This window comes from Phorcysia thermohydrogeniphila (assembly GCF_004339575.1).
Taxonomy (GTDB): Bacteria; Aquificota; Aquificia; order Desulfurobacteriales; family Desulfurobacteriaceae; genus Phorcysia; species Phorcysia thermohydrogeniphila.
In genome coordinates this window covers 196452-211445 of the sequence record NZ_SMFV01000004.1, presented here as the reverse complement: position 1 = coordinate 211445, position 14994 = coordinate 196452, and the positions used below count along the sequence as shown (strand labels likewise).

Genomic DNA, 14994 nt, shown 5'->3' with positions numbered 1-14994 from the left:
AAACACCCGTTCCCATTCCGAACACGGAAGTTAAGCCCGCCAGCGCCGATGATACTGCCCTGGAGACGGGGCGGGAAAGTAGGGCGGTGCCAGGCCTTTTTTATTTTTTCTTCTCTTGAAAAATTGTGGAATCTTTTAATACTCCTCGTTGTTGGAGAAGTTTCTACAGCTTTCCATTGTGAATATGAAAAAACTGGATAGTTAATAATAGGTGAAGGATGAAAGAAATTTTTCCCTACGCTATTGTTGTATTTACCTTTTTGGTAATAGCCCTTCTCGGGTTTTACATAGCCAATATTAAACCTGCAAAAAGGTAGTTTCCTTTTTGTTTTTGGGAATTTTGATTATTCTATTTTCTTCCTATTGAAGTTTTATAACACAAAAAATTACCTTCTTTCAAAAGTTACTTCTGGATAGTAAAAATCGTAATCTACTTCATCTATTTCATATTCGTAAGGACTTCTTACAAGATCGTCTCTCTTATAAAAAAGGTCTTTTATAGCGTCTGGACCACATACGTTCATTGCTTTATAACCGTTATCTTTCCATCCACCTCCAACAGGAACAACACTAGTCTTTAAACGAAATTCATAAGTTGCACCACCGTAAAATGCATTAATACCGTTTAGATAATACTCATAAGTGTAGTCAGGTTTGTTATCTCCATCTCTATCCACATAAAGCTTAAAGCCGTCTGGGGTGTCTTCATCGTAAGTTAGTTCATAAGCGCATTGCCATTTGTCGTGTTTGTCTGGCTTAATCCAGTTGTAGTTTTTTTCTGGTGGTGTGAATTCTTTCTTCTGTTTGTGGGGGGTAGTATTAGAAGAGTTAGTTTGCGATTGTTTTTCTTGAAAACCGATAACAGGATATATAAAATCCGCTCTTGCCTTTTTGCTTAAGCTTAAAGAATTAAGAACAATAGATAGAACTACTCCTACTAAGACTGCAGTTATTCTTTTCACCCCTCTGTTCCCTTCATAGGGTTTCCTTCATTAATTTTACAAAACTCAAAGGACAGCTCAAGACTTCTAAGCCTTGCCTACTTTACCTTTTTCCATTCAAAGTGAAGCGTTATGTAGGGGTCAAACTTTTCAAGGCAGTCGTATATTAAGGACTGTCAAGTTCCTCTATTTAACGCCTCCCTCAGCTTCTCAGCGGAGTTAATTAGAAAAATTCCCTCTCCTCTGCACGGTGTGGCAAAGTCTTCGTCCAGCGATATTAGATACTTGACGCCATGAAACTTACAGGTCGCCAAAATCAAAGCGTCGTTTGTAGCTAAACTATACTGTTTCAAATATCCTTCCGCAATTTCTTTTACTTTGTAAGGAATGTCCATCCACGAAAAAACTTTAAAAATTCTGAAGACGTAATCGTCCACTAAGGAAGATTCTTTCTTCCCTTTAATAACGAGCTTGTAAACAGATTCACTATAGACAATAGCATTTACACAAAACTCAATTTTAGGTTTCAGTAGATAAGCTAATAAAGTCTCCCATATCTTCTTGGCTTCTCCGTTTCCCTCTTGTTTTAAGGCTTCTATAATTACACTACTGTCAACAAACAACTTCACTTAATCACCCTGTAAGGTGAGTTCTTCTTCGTCAATGTCTTCAACTCTCACAGCGTTCTTCACCTTAGAGTAGTGTGTTTGTAAGAAAACGATATCCTCCATCACCTCAAGTTTTTTTACGACCTTCTTTATTGCTTCCCTATCTCTTTCTATTTCAAACGTTTCCTTGAAGTCGCCGGGGACTTTAATTACTATCTCTCCCATTCTGGCCTTCCTATAAAACGGGTTTTACTCCTGTCCCTTAATTTATAAAGTCCAGAAAGAGCTCCGTCAACGTTGATTAACTACGTTAAGCCTTTCTACCACCCCGCTTCTTACCAGCTTAGGAGGGTAATCCGGAACAAGCTCTAAGACGATGTATCTAATCTCAACGAACTTATCGGAAAACCTCTTTGACGGTGTTACTCGGCACGTTTTAGCCACTCTCTTTTTACGGCAACGGCCTTTGTATATGTGACCGTCTTCTGTTACAAAAACAACGAGCTTGTTCTTTGGGTTTATAACGTCAACGAAGGGACGGTAGTAAATATCGTTCTTTTTGACGAACCTTAGCCAGCCGGTTTCTGAGAGAGCTCCCTCACTCATCCCGATAAAAATTAGAAAAAACAACGTTAGTAAAAGTTTAACAGTCCCCTTTTCTTTCCTCCTCATCTATGCAACCTGACTTAACGGTTCATTCTTTTAAGGCAGAGCATATTTCTTTGCCCCATTCAGAGAGAGAAACAACGTAATCCTTATTGGGTATTGGATTTAAAATCAGCACTTTTCCACCTATTTCCTCTGCGACAGTTCTGACTACTCTTTTATCAGAGAAGGGCTCTCCTATTACGAGTTTTGCTCCCTTAGCTTTTGCCTTTTCTACAACTTCCTTTATCCTCTTGGGAGTAACCTGCTCTTCTGGAGCTCCCACAATCTCAATTGTTGATATCCCAAAGGTTTCAAGGAAAGGCTTCCAAACCGGATGGTAAATCACGACAGTTTTAGTTTTTGCCTCCTTAACACAGGTTTCTATTCTGCTAAGGAGCTGGTCTATCATTGCAGCGTAGTCCTCAGCCCTCTTAGTGTAGTAGGTTTCTCTCTTTGGATAGAAGTTTGTGAGCTTGTTGGCGACTTCAAAGTAGACGTCCTCCATGAGGACGGGGTTCATCCAAGCCGGGCTCTTTTACCATTGGGTATTTCTTGCTTAGGAGCTCCCCAAGGTTGAAGACCTTCTCGCCCTCTATTCCCTTAACTGCCCAGTCGTCAAGCCCCAAGCCGTGGATGATTACGAGGTTGGCCTCGCTGAGTTTCTTTATGTCGGAGGGTTTAGGCTCGTAGCCGTGGGGTGACTCTCCACCTTTTAGGACTGAGTAGTACCTAAAGTCTCTTCCACCTATGTACTCAGCAACGCTCTTCCAGATTGGGAGGGAAGAAGCTATGAGTGGTTTTGAATCGTTACCGGAGAAACACCCAGCAATAAAAGCAGTTGCTATGATGAGAAGGGTGAGAAGTCTTTTCATGAGAACCCCCTGCAGGTTTGCTTTGCTATGTAAGTTTTAGAAGACAATTTTAACAGGAAGTGGTAGCTGGGATAGCCCCTTCTGCTTTGAAAAAGATGATAAAATTCTGAGACCCTTAGTTTCCATAACGCTTTTGAGGTAGAGCTTATGCTAAACAGGAAGCCTGCAATCCTTGCCCTTGAGGACGGCTCTTACTACGAGGGCTATAGCTTTGGTGCAGAAGGTGAGGCTTACGGGGAGGTAGTTTTTACAACCTCTATGACGGGTTATCAGGAGATAATTACAGACCCCTCCTTTAAGGGACAGATTGTTACGATGACCTGCCCCCTTATAGGCAACGTTGGGGCAAACAGGGAGGACGTTGAGTCTGACGGGCCAAAGGCAGAAGGCTTTGTAGTTAAGGAAATCTCTGAGATTTACTCAAACTGGAGAGCTGAAAAGTCCTTTGAGGACTACTTGAAAGAGTACGGCGTTGTTGGAATTTGTGAAGTTGATACGAGGGACTTAACGAAAAAGCTCCGCTCTGTCGGAACGATGAGGGGAGTCATTTCAACTGTTGACCTTGATGTTGACAGCCTCATATCAAAGGCACGTTCCATCCCTAAGATGGAAGGTTTAAACCTCGTTGATGAGGTTACCTGTAAAGAGCCTTACGAGTGGGAGCTTGGAACTTGGAAGCCGGGGGAAGGTTACACCAAGCCTAAGAACCTCAGGTACTCCGTTGTCGTTCTTGACTTTGGTGTAAGGTACAACATCCTGAGGAATCTCGTTGATGTAGGGATAAAGCCCATAGTTGTTCCTGCAAAGACACCTCCAGAGGATATCTTAAAGCTCAATCCCGACGGTATCTTTCTCTCCTGTGGTCCCGGAGACCCTGCAGCTGTTACCTACGCTATAGAGACGATTCGCTACCTCATAGCGACCTTTAAAAAGCCGATATTTGGAATCTGCCTTGGACATCAGCTTACAGCCCTTGCGATGGGGGCTTCAACCTACAAGCTAAAATTCGGACATAGGGGGGCTAACCAGCCGGTAAAGAATAAGAAAACCGGCAGGGTTGAGATAACTGCACAGAACCACGGTTTTGCCGTTGACGAGACGACAATTCCGGACGACTTAGAGGTAACCCACTACTCCCTGAACGATAAGACGGTTGAGGGGTTAAAGCATAAGACTAAGCCAATCTTCACCGTTCAGTATCACCCGGAGAGCTCCCCGGGACCCCACGACTCAAGGTATCTCTTTAGGGAGTTTGAGAAGCTTATTTCCGATTACAAAGGGAGGTAAATGGTTTATGATGTAGCTGTTTCCGGCTTAGGGCCGGCCGGTACAGCTTTTTTAAAGGGAATAGAGGGTAGTGGTCTAAAAGTAATCGCCTTTGACCGGGCAGAGTTTCCAAGAAAGAAACTCTGTGCAGGGGGATTGACTCCTAAGGCCTATTCCCTCCTCTCTTCCCTCTTTTCCCAAGTTGAAAGGGTAGTTAGGGTAAGGGTTCATAAATTTGTCCTCTGTAACGGTGGTAAGAAGGTTATCCTTCCTTCAGAGGAAGTTCTCACCTACCTTACCGACAGAAAGGAACTTGACAACTTTCTCTTTGAATCCTCCGTAAAGAGTTCAGACTTTACCGTCCACACCAAGGAGGCTGTTTTAGGGGTAGAGAGGGAAGGGGAGCTATGGAGGATAAAAACCGAAAAGGGAACTTACAGGGCAAGGGTTGTTGTTGCCTCAGATGGGGCAAACAGCAGGATAGCAAGGCAACTAAAAGTAAAAAGGGACTTTGGGTTCACCTTTGAGGTGGACGTTGAAACCCCTTATAGGGAGGAGATTCTTATAGACTTTACCGATTTTGACTGGGGCTACTACTGGATTTTCCCAAAGGGTGACTTTGTTACTGCCGGACTTGGAGAGTTTAGGAAGAAAGTTCCTGACCTTAAAGAAAAACTTGAGCGGTTTAACAGGAAGCACGGCGTTGTGGGGAAAACCTTAAGCTCCGGTGGTTTCCCTATTCCCTGCGGTAAGAGGAAGAACGACGTTTTAAGGGATAGGGTTCTCTTTCTGGGTGATGCCGGAGGATTGGTTGACCCCTTGACGGGGGAAGGTATTTACTCGGCCGTGAAAAGTGGGGTTATCGCCGCTGATGCCGTTAGGAAGGCCTTTGAGACGGGAGACTTTAAGGTTTTGGAGCTCTATAAAAGGGTTGTTGACGAGGAGCTTGGAAGTGAGTTCTTCTGGGCGAGGGTAGTGGGTAATCTCTTTTTTAAGTTTAAAAGCCTAAATTTCTACGTTGTAGAAAAGGAAGGTAGTGTTGGTCAAATCACTGCTGAACTTCTCTCTGGAAAGATTTCCTACAGGCAGGGAATCAAGGAGTTCTTTAAACTCTTACTTAAACTCTTAGCGAGGGGCTAAATGTTACAGGTTTCAATAAAGAAGGGAAGAGAGAAGAGGATAAGGGGTTTCCATCCGTGGGTTTACAGGAACGACATACTCTCCTTTTCAAGGAGGCCAAAGCCGGGGGAGCTCTGCATCGTAAGGGACCACAAGGGAGCTTTCTTGGCAAAGGGTTACATCAACCCGGATAGCTACATATCCATAAGGATACTAACCTACAGGAAGGACGAGCCGATAGACTACGAGTTCTTTAGAAGGAGAGTAGAGGAGGCCTACTCCTACAGACAGCAGATAGTTCCTGAAAACTGTAGCGCCTTTCGCCTCATTCACTCAGAGGCCGACTACCTGCCCGGCCTGATAGTTGACTACTACAGCGGTTACTTGGTGGTTCAGGTTACGACCCTTGGAATGGAGGCACTAAAGGAGAAGGTGGTAAGGGCCCTCGTTGACGTTGTTAAGCCTAAGGGGGTCTATGAGAAGTCAACCGTCCCTGCCCGTGAGCTTGAGGGACTCCAGATGGTAGAACAGCCCCTCTACGGGGACATTCCGGAGAGGGTCGTAATTACGGAAAACGGCATAAAGTTCAACGTTCAGATAGTTGGTGGACAGAAGACCGGTTACTTCTTAGACCAGAGGGAGAACAAGCTCCTCTTTGCGAAGGAGTTTGTTAAAGAGGGAGATAGAGTTCTTGACGCCTTCTGCCACCTTGGAGGTTTTGGTATTCACGCCTTGGTACTGGGTAAAGCCGGAGAGGTTGTCGCTGTAGATAGTTCCCAGCTTGCCCTTGACCTTGCAAAAGAGAACGCAAGGCTAAACGGCGTTGAGGACAGGTTTAAGACGGTTAAGGGTGACGCCTTTAAGGTTCTAAAGGAGATGCAGCTTTCAGGTGAAAAGTTTGACGCCATCGTTATAGACCCTCCGGCCTTTGCAAAGAGTAAAAAGGTGCTTGAACAGGCTAAGAGGGGATACAAAGAGCTCTTTCTAAGGGGCATTAAGATGCTAAAGCCGGGGGGCAGTCTCGTTGTCTGTTCCTGTTCCCACCACGTAACGCCCCCAATCCTTGAAGAGATACTCCTCTCTGCCGCCTACGATACGAGGACTCCCCTGAGGGTTCTCTACACCACCTATCAGGCAAAGGACCACCCCTTCGTCCTCCAGATACCGGAGTCAAGGTACTTAAAGTGCATCTTCGCTAAGACGTTTCCTCAGGAGGTCTAAATGGTAATAAGGAAGGCTGTGATTCCCGTTGCCGGACTTGGGACAAGGTTCTTGCCGGCAACGAAGGCGCAACCTAAGGAGATGCTTCCAATAGTTGATAAACCGGTGATTCAGTACATCGTTGAGGAAGCTGTAGCTGCTGGGATAAAGCAGATAATCTTTGTTACCGGAAGGCACAAGAGGGCGATAGAGGACCACTTTGACAGGAATTTAGAGCTTGAGAGGGCCCTTGAAGAGAAGGGAAAGGAGGAGCTCCTAAAGCTCGTTCGGGAAATTTCCGAGCTTGTTGATATAGTCTACGTGAGACAGAAAGAGCCCCTTGGCCTTGGACACGCAATCCTTACAGCTGAGCCTGCCGTTGGTAACGAGCCCTTTGCCGTTTTACTTGGTGACGATATTATGGTCTCTGACCCTCCGGCTATAAAACAGCTTATAGACGTTTTTAATAAGTATCGCTGTTGCGTTCTTGGAATTCAGGAAGTTTCCAGAGAAGAGGTAAGTAAGTACGGAATAGTTGCCGGGAAGGAGATAGAGGAGGGGATTTATAAGGTTGATACCCTGATAGAGAAGCCTTCGCCGGAAGAAGCTCCCTCAAACCTTGCCATTACAGGTAGGTACATCCTTACTCCCGGTATATTTGAAGCCTTAAGAAATATCCCCCCCGGCAAAGGAGGGGAAATCCAGCTAACAGACGGTATCCAGAAGTTAGGGCTGAGGGAAGCCATCTATGCTAAGATAATGAAAGGCAAGAGGTACGATACAGGAACGAAGGTGGGGTTCCTTGAGGCCACTGTAGATTTTGCCCTTTCAAGGAAGGAGCTGAGGGAACCGTTCCTCAGGTTCTTAAAAAAGAGACTAAAAGAGGAGTTTGAAAATGGCAGAAATGATGAATCAGATAGCTGAGGCGAGGTTTCCGGAGGAGCTCCCCGTCCTTCCCCTAAGGGACGTTGTAGTCTTCCCTATGATGATAGCTCCTCTCTTTGTGGGAAGGCCTTTTTCACTTAATGCCGTTGAGGAGGCCCTTAGGGAGCACAAGCTGATTTTCCTTGCAACACAGAAGGACAAGGACGTTGAAGAGCCAAAGAGGGAGGACCTCTACGACTACGGGACTGTTGCCGTCATCCTGAAGGCTATGAAGATGGGTGACGGCAGGGTAAAGATTCTCGTTCAGGGACTTGGAAGGGCAAAGATAAAGGAGTTTAAGGTTGAGGAGAACCACTATCGGGCCGTACTTGAGCACATCGTTGAGCCGGAACACGTCCCCCAGAGCCTTGAAGAGGAAGCCCTCGTTAAGCTTGTAAAGGACCAGATAGAGAGGGTCGTTGCCCTTGGAAAGCAGATACCTCCCGATATGGTTGCCATCCTCCGTTCCATTGAAGACCCGGGAAGGCTTGCAGACCTCGTTGCCGGACAGCTTGAGCTCTCTACAGAAGAGGCTATCGCACTCCTTTCCACCATTGACCCCATAGAGCGTTTAAGGAAGATAAGTGAAAAGCTTGAGCACGACATAAAAGTCCTTGAAATACAGGAGCTCATAAGAACCAAGGCCCGGGAGTCTATGGAGAAAGAGCAGAGGGAATACTTCCTGCGTCAACAGCTCCGGGCCATTAGGAAGGAACTTGGAGAGGAAGAGGAAAAGACAAAAGAGATTGAGGAGTACAGGGAGAAAATAAAGAAAGCCAAAATGCCCAAGGAGGTTGAGGAGTCCGTCCTAAAGGAGCTCTCCCGTCTTGAAAAGATGCACCCCGAATCTGCCGAAGCTGCCGTCCTTAGGACGTGGATTGAGTGGATGATAGAGCTCCCTTGGTCAAAGAGGACGAGAGACAAGCTTGATATAGAAAGAGCAAGGGAAATCTTGGACGAAGACCACTACGACCTTGATAAAGTTAAAAACAGGATACTTGAGTACTTAGCCGTAAAAGCTCTTATAAAGAAGAGGAAGAAGAAAGTTAAAGAGGTAAAACAGCCAACCATTTGCTTTGTTGGCCCTCCGGGTGTTGGTAAGACCTCCCTTGCCCGTTCAATTGCGAGAGCTCTCGGCAGGAAGTTTGTAAGGATTTCCCTCGGTGGAGTAAGGGACGAGGCAGAGATAAGGGGACACAGGAGAACCTACGTTGGCGCAATGCCGGGGAAGATTATTCAGGCCTTAAGGAAGGCTGGTACTAAGAACCCCGTTATTCTCCTTGATGAAATAGACAAGATGGCCTCTGACTTTAGGGGAGACCCTGCTGCAGCACTTTTAGAGGTCTTAGACCCAGAGCAGAACAGGGAGTTCGTTGACAACTACGTAAATCACCCCTTTGACCTTTCTGAGGTTCTCTTTATCGCAACGGCAAACACTCCCCACACTATCCCTGAGCCCCTCTACGATAGGCTTGAGGTTATAAGCCTTCCCGGTTACACAGAGTACGAGAAGCTACAGATAGCCAAAAAGTACATTGTTCCAAAGCAACTCAAGAACCACGCCCTTACCGAAAATGATATAGAGTTCACAGAGCCTGCCCTCCTTCACATCATCCGCCACTACACGAGGGAGGCAGGTGTTAGAAACCTTGACAGACAGATTGCGGCCATCTGCAGGAAGGTGGCCCTCTGGATTAGCGAGGGGAAGGAGAAGAAGTACAGGGTAACGAAGAAACTCGTAGAGAAAATACTTGGAGCTCCAAAGTTTGTCCCTGAGCTTGAGCTTGGGGAGGACGAGATTGGCGTTGCTACAGGACTTGCGTGGACTCCGGTTGGTGGAGATGTTCTCTTTATAGAGGTTATCGTTACAAAGGGTAGTGGTAGGCTAACCCTGACCGGAAGGCTTGGCGAGGTTATGAAGGAGTCTGCACAGGCAGCCCTTGGATTTATAAGGGCAAATGCCGACAGATACGGTATAAAGCACGACTTTTCAAAGATAGACATTCACGTTCACGTTCCGGCCGGAGCTATTCCAAAGGACGGACCTTCAGCCGGAATAACCATAGCTACGGCTATGCTCTCTGCCCTTACAGGCAGGAAAGTTAAGAAGGAAGTGGCAATGACCGGAGAGATTACCCTCGGTGGTAAGGTTCTCCCAGTCGGAGGGTTGAAGGAGAAGGTGCTTGCCGCCCTCAGGTATGGAGCTAAGACTGTGATACTGCCGGAGAAGAACAGGGCAGAGGTTATGGAGGAACTCCCAGAAGAGGTTAAGAAGAAGATTAAACTGGTCTTTGTTGACAGAGTTGAAGATGTCTTTGAGCTTGCCCTCTACCCGGAGGAGAAGAAGAGGAAGAGATCTAAGAAGAAGACTAACTGAGGGGCAGTAGGCCCCTCTTTAATTTTTTGTCAGCTTATAACCAAGTCGCGGTAGTGTCTTGAGGTACTTTCCTTTTTCTCCAAGTTTCTTCCTTAGCCTGCTTATGTAAACGTCAACGGTTCTGGTAGTCTCGTTGTGCTCTGTGCCCCATATCTTTTCAAGGAGCTCCTCCCGTGAGAAGAGCTGTTCCGGGTGTTCAAGGAAGAACTCAAGGAGCTGGAGCTCCGTCTTTGTTAAATAGACAGGGTTTCCGTCAATAGTTACGCTCTTAGACTTCCTGTCAATAACTATTCCGTTAAACTCAATTACGTCTTTCTTGATATGTCCAACCCTTCTCAAGACGGCCTCTATTCTGGCTATTAGCTCCTTCATGCTAAAAGGTTTGGTCACGTAGTCGTCGGCACCTGTGGAGAAGCCTTTTACCTTCGTGTCTTCATCAGAGAGAGCTGTGAGCATTATTATCGGCGTTTCCCTATTTGGAGAGTTCTCCCTTATCTCCTTACATAAGTCAAGGCCACTCATTCCGGGAAGCATAAGGTCAAGGATTATGAAGTCGTAACGTTGCCTCATTACTTTCTCAAAGGCTTCCTTCCCGTCAAGAACCCAGTCAACTTTAAGCCCGTGCTTTTCTAAGTTGTACTTAACGAGTTCTCCGAGGTCCTCGTCGTCCTCAACGAGAAGTACTACCATAGGGAGCTCCTTTCCTGTTTTGTTTGAACTCAATTATAGCTTAAAGTTGTAGGGGAATAGCTCTTTGAGCGTAAATCGCTCTTCTGAAGAGCCGTTTGTAACGAGTATTTCAAAATCTGTGGGGAAAAACTCAGTCATCACTTGACGGCAGGCACCGCATGGGTACGGCATGCCATCTGGTGAGTAGATAAGAATTCCTCTAAATTTCCTTTTCCCTTCTGAGACTGCTTTGAAAATAGCGACCCTCTCGGCGCAAACTGTTAGACCGTAAGAAGCATTTTCTACGTTAACTCCCGTTACGGTGCCGTCTTCGCCGAATAAAACGGCAGATACTCGGAAGTTTGAGTATGGACAGTACGAGTTTTTCACCGCTTTTTGGGCAAGCTTCAAGAGCTTCCGAAAGTCGGTTCTTCCTTCTATCCCTCTGGCCATTTTCAGTCCTTTCCATTAAATTCCTCTACAGTTTCAAATTATGTTAACGGGAACGAGAAATGAAAACTGTTAGGGTTGTCTTTAGAAACGGCGTGTTTGTTCCTGTGGAGGAAAAGGATATTCCAGAGGGTTCTGAAGGAGTTGTTGTTTTCCTCCCTAAGGGAGGAGAAAGGAGAGAGAGACCAGCTTGGTGGGATAGCCTTCAGGTAGAAGAGAGGAAGAAGGAGGCTCTTCATAGGTTTTCGGAGACAGTTTTCAGGAGGGTAACGGTTAACGACGTGAAGGTAGTTATAGGGGAGGAGGGTTTTGAAGTTTTTGTTTTAGTACATGATGAGTTAAAAGCTTTACGTCCTGTTATGGAGGTAGCACTTAAGATTTATGAGGAGACTGGGGTATACATTCCTGTTCAGGTAATTTCAGAAAGGAGGCTGAATCGCTGGAAGGAACAGGGGAGCAAAATCTTTGACTCAATTGTTGGAGGAATTTCTATAAGATGAGGAGGAAGGAGCTTGAGAGACTTCCCGTAATGAACATAGAGGTAACGGATGTAAAAATCTATCCCTTTGATACAACTGGAATCGGAGGAAACGTTAAGGCCGTTGCTACGATAAAGATTAACGACGTTTTAGAAATAAAAGACATAAAAATTCTTTACTCCAACAACGGCTACTTTATACAGATGCCCTTAAAGAAAACAAGAACGGGGGAGTTCGTTCCCATCGTGAACCCTTTAAACAGGGATCTCTACCTCCACATCAGGCGGAAGATTTTAGACGAGTATAAGCGGATTATGGAGAAGTACGAGAGAGAACTTTGACCTATCTCATTTCCACTTCCTCAGGTAAGCATTAGGTTCCAGAGTAGGAACCATTTAAAAGGAGAGAGAGATGCTTATACCCTTAGAGAAACTGCCTTTAGTTGCTTACTCAGGAATGAATGATGTTCATAGAAGGGAGCTGGAGATACTGAACCGACTCTATGAGGCAATCTCAGAAGGTAGAGACACTGAGGAGATTTCCGCTCTGTTTGATGCGTTCGTGGAGGACATCAGACAGCACTTTGCCTATGAGGAAGACTTGATGAGGAAAACGGCTTTCTTTGCCTACCACTGCCACTCTGAGGAACATAAGAGGGTTCTTAGAGAAATTGAGGAAGTGAAGAGAAGGTGGGAAGAGACGAAGGATGTTGGAGTTCTAAAACGTTACTTTGAAAAGGTCTTTAAACCATGGATAAAAGACCACATCCTGACGATGGACACAGTAACTGCCCAGTGGCTTTCACAAGCACTTTCTGGGCTCAGGAAGGTTACCGTCTAATTACAGGAGAGTTCAAAGTCCCATGCTGTACTTGGTTCTTCACCAACAATGATTATAACAACCTTGCTCTTTAATGGGTCTTTACCGAAAAAGCTGTTTACCACAAAGTTATCAATTACGGGTAGGTCGGGAGTTCCCTCATTCCTGCCTATCCTTATCCTTTTGTATATTTCATTACCCGGAGGGTGGCTTATACAGATACTATCGGGCACGTAGTAGGGTTCAAAGTAGAAGTTGAGGGTTCGGTTGTTTCCAACTTTGGAAACGTCCACGATGATGGTTGTTACTTGGTATCCTCCAGATGCTGTAATTGAAGTTTGTGAAGAGCAGTCAAGGTTTTCTACCCGCGGGGGATCTATTTGACGGTCAGTTATGGACGTCGGGTCAATTCCACAGATAGGACAACGGTTGTTAAGGGATAGCTTCTCAAATTCGTAGAACTCTGCGTCAACGTTCCCTATAAGGTTTTCGTACCACTTTTCAATTTGGGTTTGAGTGAAAGAAACCACAGTGTTAAGTACGAGGTTCCTCATTGAAAGGGAGGCAGGATACTTAGGATTTAAGTAAGTTTTTGTGAAGCTGTGGAGAGTAAAGTCTTTTAACTTGTATATGCATTCAAGAGTGTTTCCGCATGCAAGCTTTGTGTTAGGTGGCAGTATAGATATATTTAGAAGGTGTTCGGCAGCAGCGCTCACCAGTTTTGCTATGACTAAATCTTCTTCAAGCGTATAGTAGGGAGATTCGGAGGGGTTTTCAAAGGCCGTTTTTGTCGCTGGAGTTGCCAAGTGTAGGACTTTGACGACAGGAGGAGGAGCATTAGGGTCTGTTGGCGTTAGCCAGTTGTTCTGAGCGTAGGCGTTAACGAAGAAATTCCCTTGGGAGTGGGGAATGAGAAGTATTGGGTATCCTTTGTTTAGCCAATCTTGTAAAACTTCTCTGTGTTCTTGGTAATTTCTTATTAAAGTGTTTAAGTTTTGAGTTAGAAGTTCGTCCGCCCTTTTTTTCAGGTAGCTGGAAAAGAGTTCTAAGTAGAAGCTGACTATAGCATTGTTGCTGAAATCTTGGAGAATCCCTTGGAAAGCCATTATCCAGAGGTGTACCGTTTCCCTTGCTTCTTCAAAAGACATTCCCTTTTCTTGGACCAACTGGATGTAAGCTTCTACAATGTCGTCTATTTTTCCGACGTGGTAGTTGTATAGGAGAGCTACCTCATACTCGGCAAAGAAATTTTCGGACAAGAAATTCCTTAGACGGGAATAAGCTTTTCTAATTACGTATCTATTCAGGAATTCTAAACTTTGCTCTGCCTCTACCCTTCCAACTTGCATTCCATTAACGTAAGCAATAACCACTTTCCTATCGTAGCACCACGAAGGAGGGGTGTTTTCTGCGTAAACAGCAGAGGAGAAAAACGTAAAGACCAGTATCAGGAGATGGAGTAGCCCCTTCAACTTTCCTTCCTCCTCTCTACCATCCTGTTTAACAGTTCATCAATGTCTATTTCCAGTATGTTCTTTCCGTTTTCCCACTCCTTTTTCATTTCTTTCAGTAGGTCGCAGGAAGAGAAACCTAAGTTGTGTACTCTACTTCCTATGTTGGAAGAGACCGTTCCATCTAAGGAGAGGTTTAGGCGGTGGTAGTATTTAGCCCTTTCTACTGTGTTATAGGTTATTGCTCTTATGTACCTTTCAATGTCGTAAACCCTTAGTAAACCTTCTGCGTACTCTTCGTCTGCCTCTTTAATGTCAAGAACTTCTGGAAAACTCCTGCCGTACTTGTTTTCTAAGTAAGGAATCATGTAGGAATCGTAAGCGTCACCAACGCAGGAAACTTCAAGTTCTATGAGGATGCTATATTTAACCGCCTGTTCTCTGACTGTAGGATCTATATCAAAAATCCTCTGGGCTGTCCAAGCTCCAAGTAGTAAAGCCCGGTAGAGCTCTTCTTTATCTTTCAGTTCCTCTTTGTACCTTTTTTCAACTTCTTTAAACACGTCCTCGCGAATTCCGTCTATTTCTTTTCCTTTTACGTCCTCAGAGGTATCAAGTTCTGGAAGTATTCCTGCATTGGTTAACTCTTGAATCTGGGAGTATATAGGACTTTCTTTGTTCTTTTCCTCTTTATTGTCTCCGCATGATGTCAATGAACTTAAAAGAAAAACGATTAAAAAGAGCGATTTCCACCTTTTCATCTCAAGTAATCCCCTCACCTTTTTGGGTAATTTTAAGGGAGTTTTAATTCTTTTGCAATACGTTAACTATAGCTACGGCGTACTCTTTTTCGTGGGAAATGCTGGTTAAAAGTTTTAGGTCTTCAAAGTTTTTTACTTTCAAAGTTAAATGACTTCCTCCTCCGCAGATTACGATGTCCTTAAAAGAAATCCTTTTTCCGATGGAAGCAAAAGCTTTAATAACAGCTTCCTTAAGGGCGAAGCGGGCTGCTATGCAGCCCGCAAGCTCTCCTTTTCTTTTTTTGAAACAGTAGTCAATCCCTTCGGGGAAGACCTTCCTTATAAAGCGTTCACCGTATTTATCTAAGAGGCGTTCTACTCTCTTAACCGATACGATGTCTACTCCACAGGAAACAAGCAAGGGGAGCTCC

At 45.0% G+C, this 14994-nt stretch carries 19 protein-coding genes and 1 rRNA gene; 9 read left to right on the top strand and 11 right to left on the bottom strand.

What is annotated here, in order from left to right:
- Nucleotides 1–95 (top strand): 5S ribosomal RNA (rrf, locus tag CLV27_RS06705); the annotation flags it as partial.
- 291 nt (nt 96–386) lie between these two features.
- Here rrf and CLV27_RS06700 read toward each other — a convergent pair.
- The 6 genes from CLV27_RS06700 to CLV27_RS08635 form a co-directional block, all read right to left on the bottom strand.
- The gene (locus CLV27_RS06700; protein ID WP_132527109.1) at nt 387–962 is read right to left on the bottom strand and encodes a hypothetical protein; all 576 of its coding nucleotides are present in this window, start codon (nt 960–962) and stop codon (nt 387–389) included.
- 155 nt (nt 963–1117) lie between these two features.
- Nucleotides 1118–1570, bottom strand: coding sequence for a PIN domain-containing protein (locus tag CLV27_RS06695; protein WP_132527107.1), 453 nt, complete (start codon nt 1568–1570; stop codon nt 1118–1120).
- A complete protein-coding gene (locus tag CLV27_RS06690; protein ID WP_132527105.1) occupies nt 1571–1774 on the bottom strand; it encodes a hypothetical protein in 204 nt (67 codons plus the stop codon). It abuts the gene before it with no gap.
- Between the two features lie 66 nt (nt 1775–1840).
- Nucleotides 1841–2179: a hypothetical protein gene (locus tag CLV27_RS06685; RefSeq protein WP_165863702.1), complete on the bottom strand. Its 339-nt coding sequence runs from the start codon at nt 2177–2179 to the stop codon at nt 1841–1843.
- Between the two features lie 64 nt (nt 2180–2243).
- On the bottom strand, nt 2244–2702 hold the full coding sequence (locus CLV27_RS08640; RefSeq protein ID WP_274542986.1) for a metal ABC transporter substrate-binding protein: 459 nt from the start codon (nt 2700–2702) through the stop codon (nt 2244–2246).
- A complete protein-coding gene (locus CLV27_RS08635; RefSeq protein WP_274542985.1) occupies nt 2683–3069 on the bottom strand; it encodes a metal ABC transporter substrate-binding protein in 387 nt (128 codons plus the stop codon). Before CLV27_RS08635 ends, CLV27_RS08640 begins: the two co-directional genes overlap by 20 nt.
- 147 nt (nt 3070–3216) lie before the next feature.
- On the opposite strand from CLV27_RS08635, the gene carA reads away from it, so the two are divergent.
- The 5 genes from carA to lon are packed head-to-tail and all read left to right on the top strand — an operon-like array spanning nt 3217 to nt 9955.
- Entirely contained in the window at nt 3217–4356 is a 1140-nt protein-coding gene (carA, locus tag CLV27_RS06675; RefSeq protein WP_132527101.1) for a glutamine-hydrolyzing carbamoyl-phosphate synthase small subunit, read from the top strand.
- On the top strand, nt 4357–5475 hold the full coding sequence (locus CLV27_RS06670) for a geranylgeranyl reductase family protein (protein ID WP_132527099.1): 1119 nt from the start codon (nt 4357–4359) through the stop codon (nt 5473–5475). It begins immediately after the preceding gene.
- Nucleotides 5476–6675 carry a class I SAM-dependent rRNA methyltransferase gene (locus tag CLV27_RS06665; RefSeq protein WP_132527097.1) on the top strand — a complete coding sequence of 400 codons (1200 nt, stop codon included), beginning with the start codon at nt 5476–5478 and terminating at the stop codon, nt 6673–6675.
- Complete coding sequence (galU, locus tag CLV27_RS06660; protein ID WP_132527095.1) at nt 6676–7578, top strand: UTP--glucose-1-phosphate uridylyltransferase GalU; 903 nt, start codon at nt 6676–6678, stop codon at nt 7576–7578.
- Complete coding sequence (gene lon / locus CLV27_RS06655; RefSeq protein ID WP_132527093.1) at nt 7550–9955, top strand: endopeptidase La; 2406 nt, start codon at nt 7550–7552, stop codon at nt 9953–9955. The genes galU and lon overlap by 29 nt, the downstream gene beginning before the upstream one ends.
- Before the next feature lie 18 nt (nt 9956–9973).
- Here the strand turns inward: lon and CLV27_RS06650 are convergent, their stop codons facing one another.
- Together CLV27_RS06650 and cdd are read right to left on the bottom strand one after the other, a co-directional pair.
- Entirely contained in the window at nt 9974–10645 is a 672-nt protein-coding gene (locus CLV27_RS06650) for a response regulator transcription factor (protein ID WP_132527091.1), read from the bottom strand.
- Nucleotides 10646–10678: 33 nt separating this feature from the next.
- On the bottom strand, nt 10679–11077 hold the full coding sequence (gene cdd / locus CLV27_RS06645; protein ID WP_132527089.1) for a cytidine deaminase: 399 nt from the start codon (nt 11075–11077) through the stop codon (nt 10679–10681).
- Nucleotides 11078–11136: 59 nt separating this feature from the next.
- Here cdd and CLV27_RS06640 point away from each other — a divergent pair, with 59 nt between their 5' ends.
- The 3 genes from CLV27_RS06640 (at nt 11137) to CLV27_RS06630 (ending at nt 12393) form a co-directional block, all read left to right on the top strand.
- The gene (locus CLV27_RS06640; RefSeq protein WP_132527087.1) at nt 11137–11574 is read left to right on the top strand and encodes an antitoxin AF2212-like protein; all 438 of its coding nucleotides are present in this window, start codon (nt 11137–11139) and stop codon (nt 11572–11574) included.
- Nucleotides 11571–11894 (top strand): SpoVG family protein, encoded by a 324-nt coding sequence (locus CLV27_RS06635; RefSeq protein WP_132527085.1) that lies wholly within the window; start codon nt 11571–11573, stop codon nt 11892–11894. Before CLV27_RS06640 ends, CLV27_RS06635 begins: the two co-directional genes overlap by 4 nt.
- Nucleotides 11895–11964: 70 nt before the next feature.
- Entirely contained in the window at nt 11965–12393 is a 429-nt protein-coding gene (locus tag CLV27_RS06630; RefSeq protein WP_132527083.1) for a bacteriohemerythrin, read from the top strand.
- Here CLV27_RS06630 and CLV27_RS06625 read toward each other — a convergent pair.
- The 3 genes from CLV27_RS06625 to acpS are packed head-to-tail and all read right to left on the bottom strand — an operon-like array spanning nt 12390 to nt 14984.
- On the bottom strand, nt 12390–13844 hold the full coding sequence (locus tag CLV27_RS06625; RefSeq protein WP_132527081.1) for a hypothetical protein: 1455 nt from the start codon (nt 13842–13844) through the stop codon (nt 12390–12392). The genes CLV27_RS06630 and CLV27_RS06625 overlap by 4 nt on opposite strands.
- A complete protein-coding gene (locus CLV27_RS06620) occupies nt 13841–14584 on the bottom strand; it encodes a hypothetical protein (RefSeq protein WP_132527079.1) in 744 nt (247 codons plus the stop codon). Before CLV27_RS06620 ends, CLV27_RS06625 begins: the two co-directional genes overlap by 4 nt.
- 43 nt (nt 14585–14627) lie before the next feature.
- On the bottom strand, nt 14628–14984 hold the full coding sequence (gene acpS / locus CLV27_RS06615) for a holo-ACP synthase (protein ID WP_132527077.1): 357 nt from the start codon (nt 14982–14984) through the stop codon (nt 14628–14630).
- Between the last annotated feature and the right edge of the window lie 10 nt (nt 14985–14994).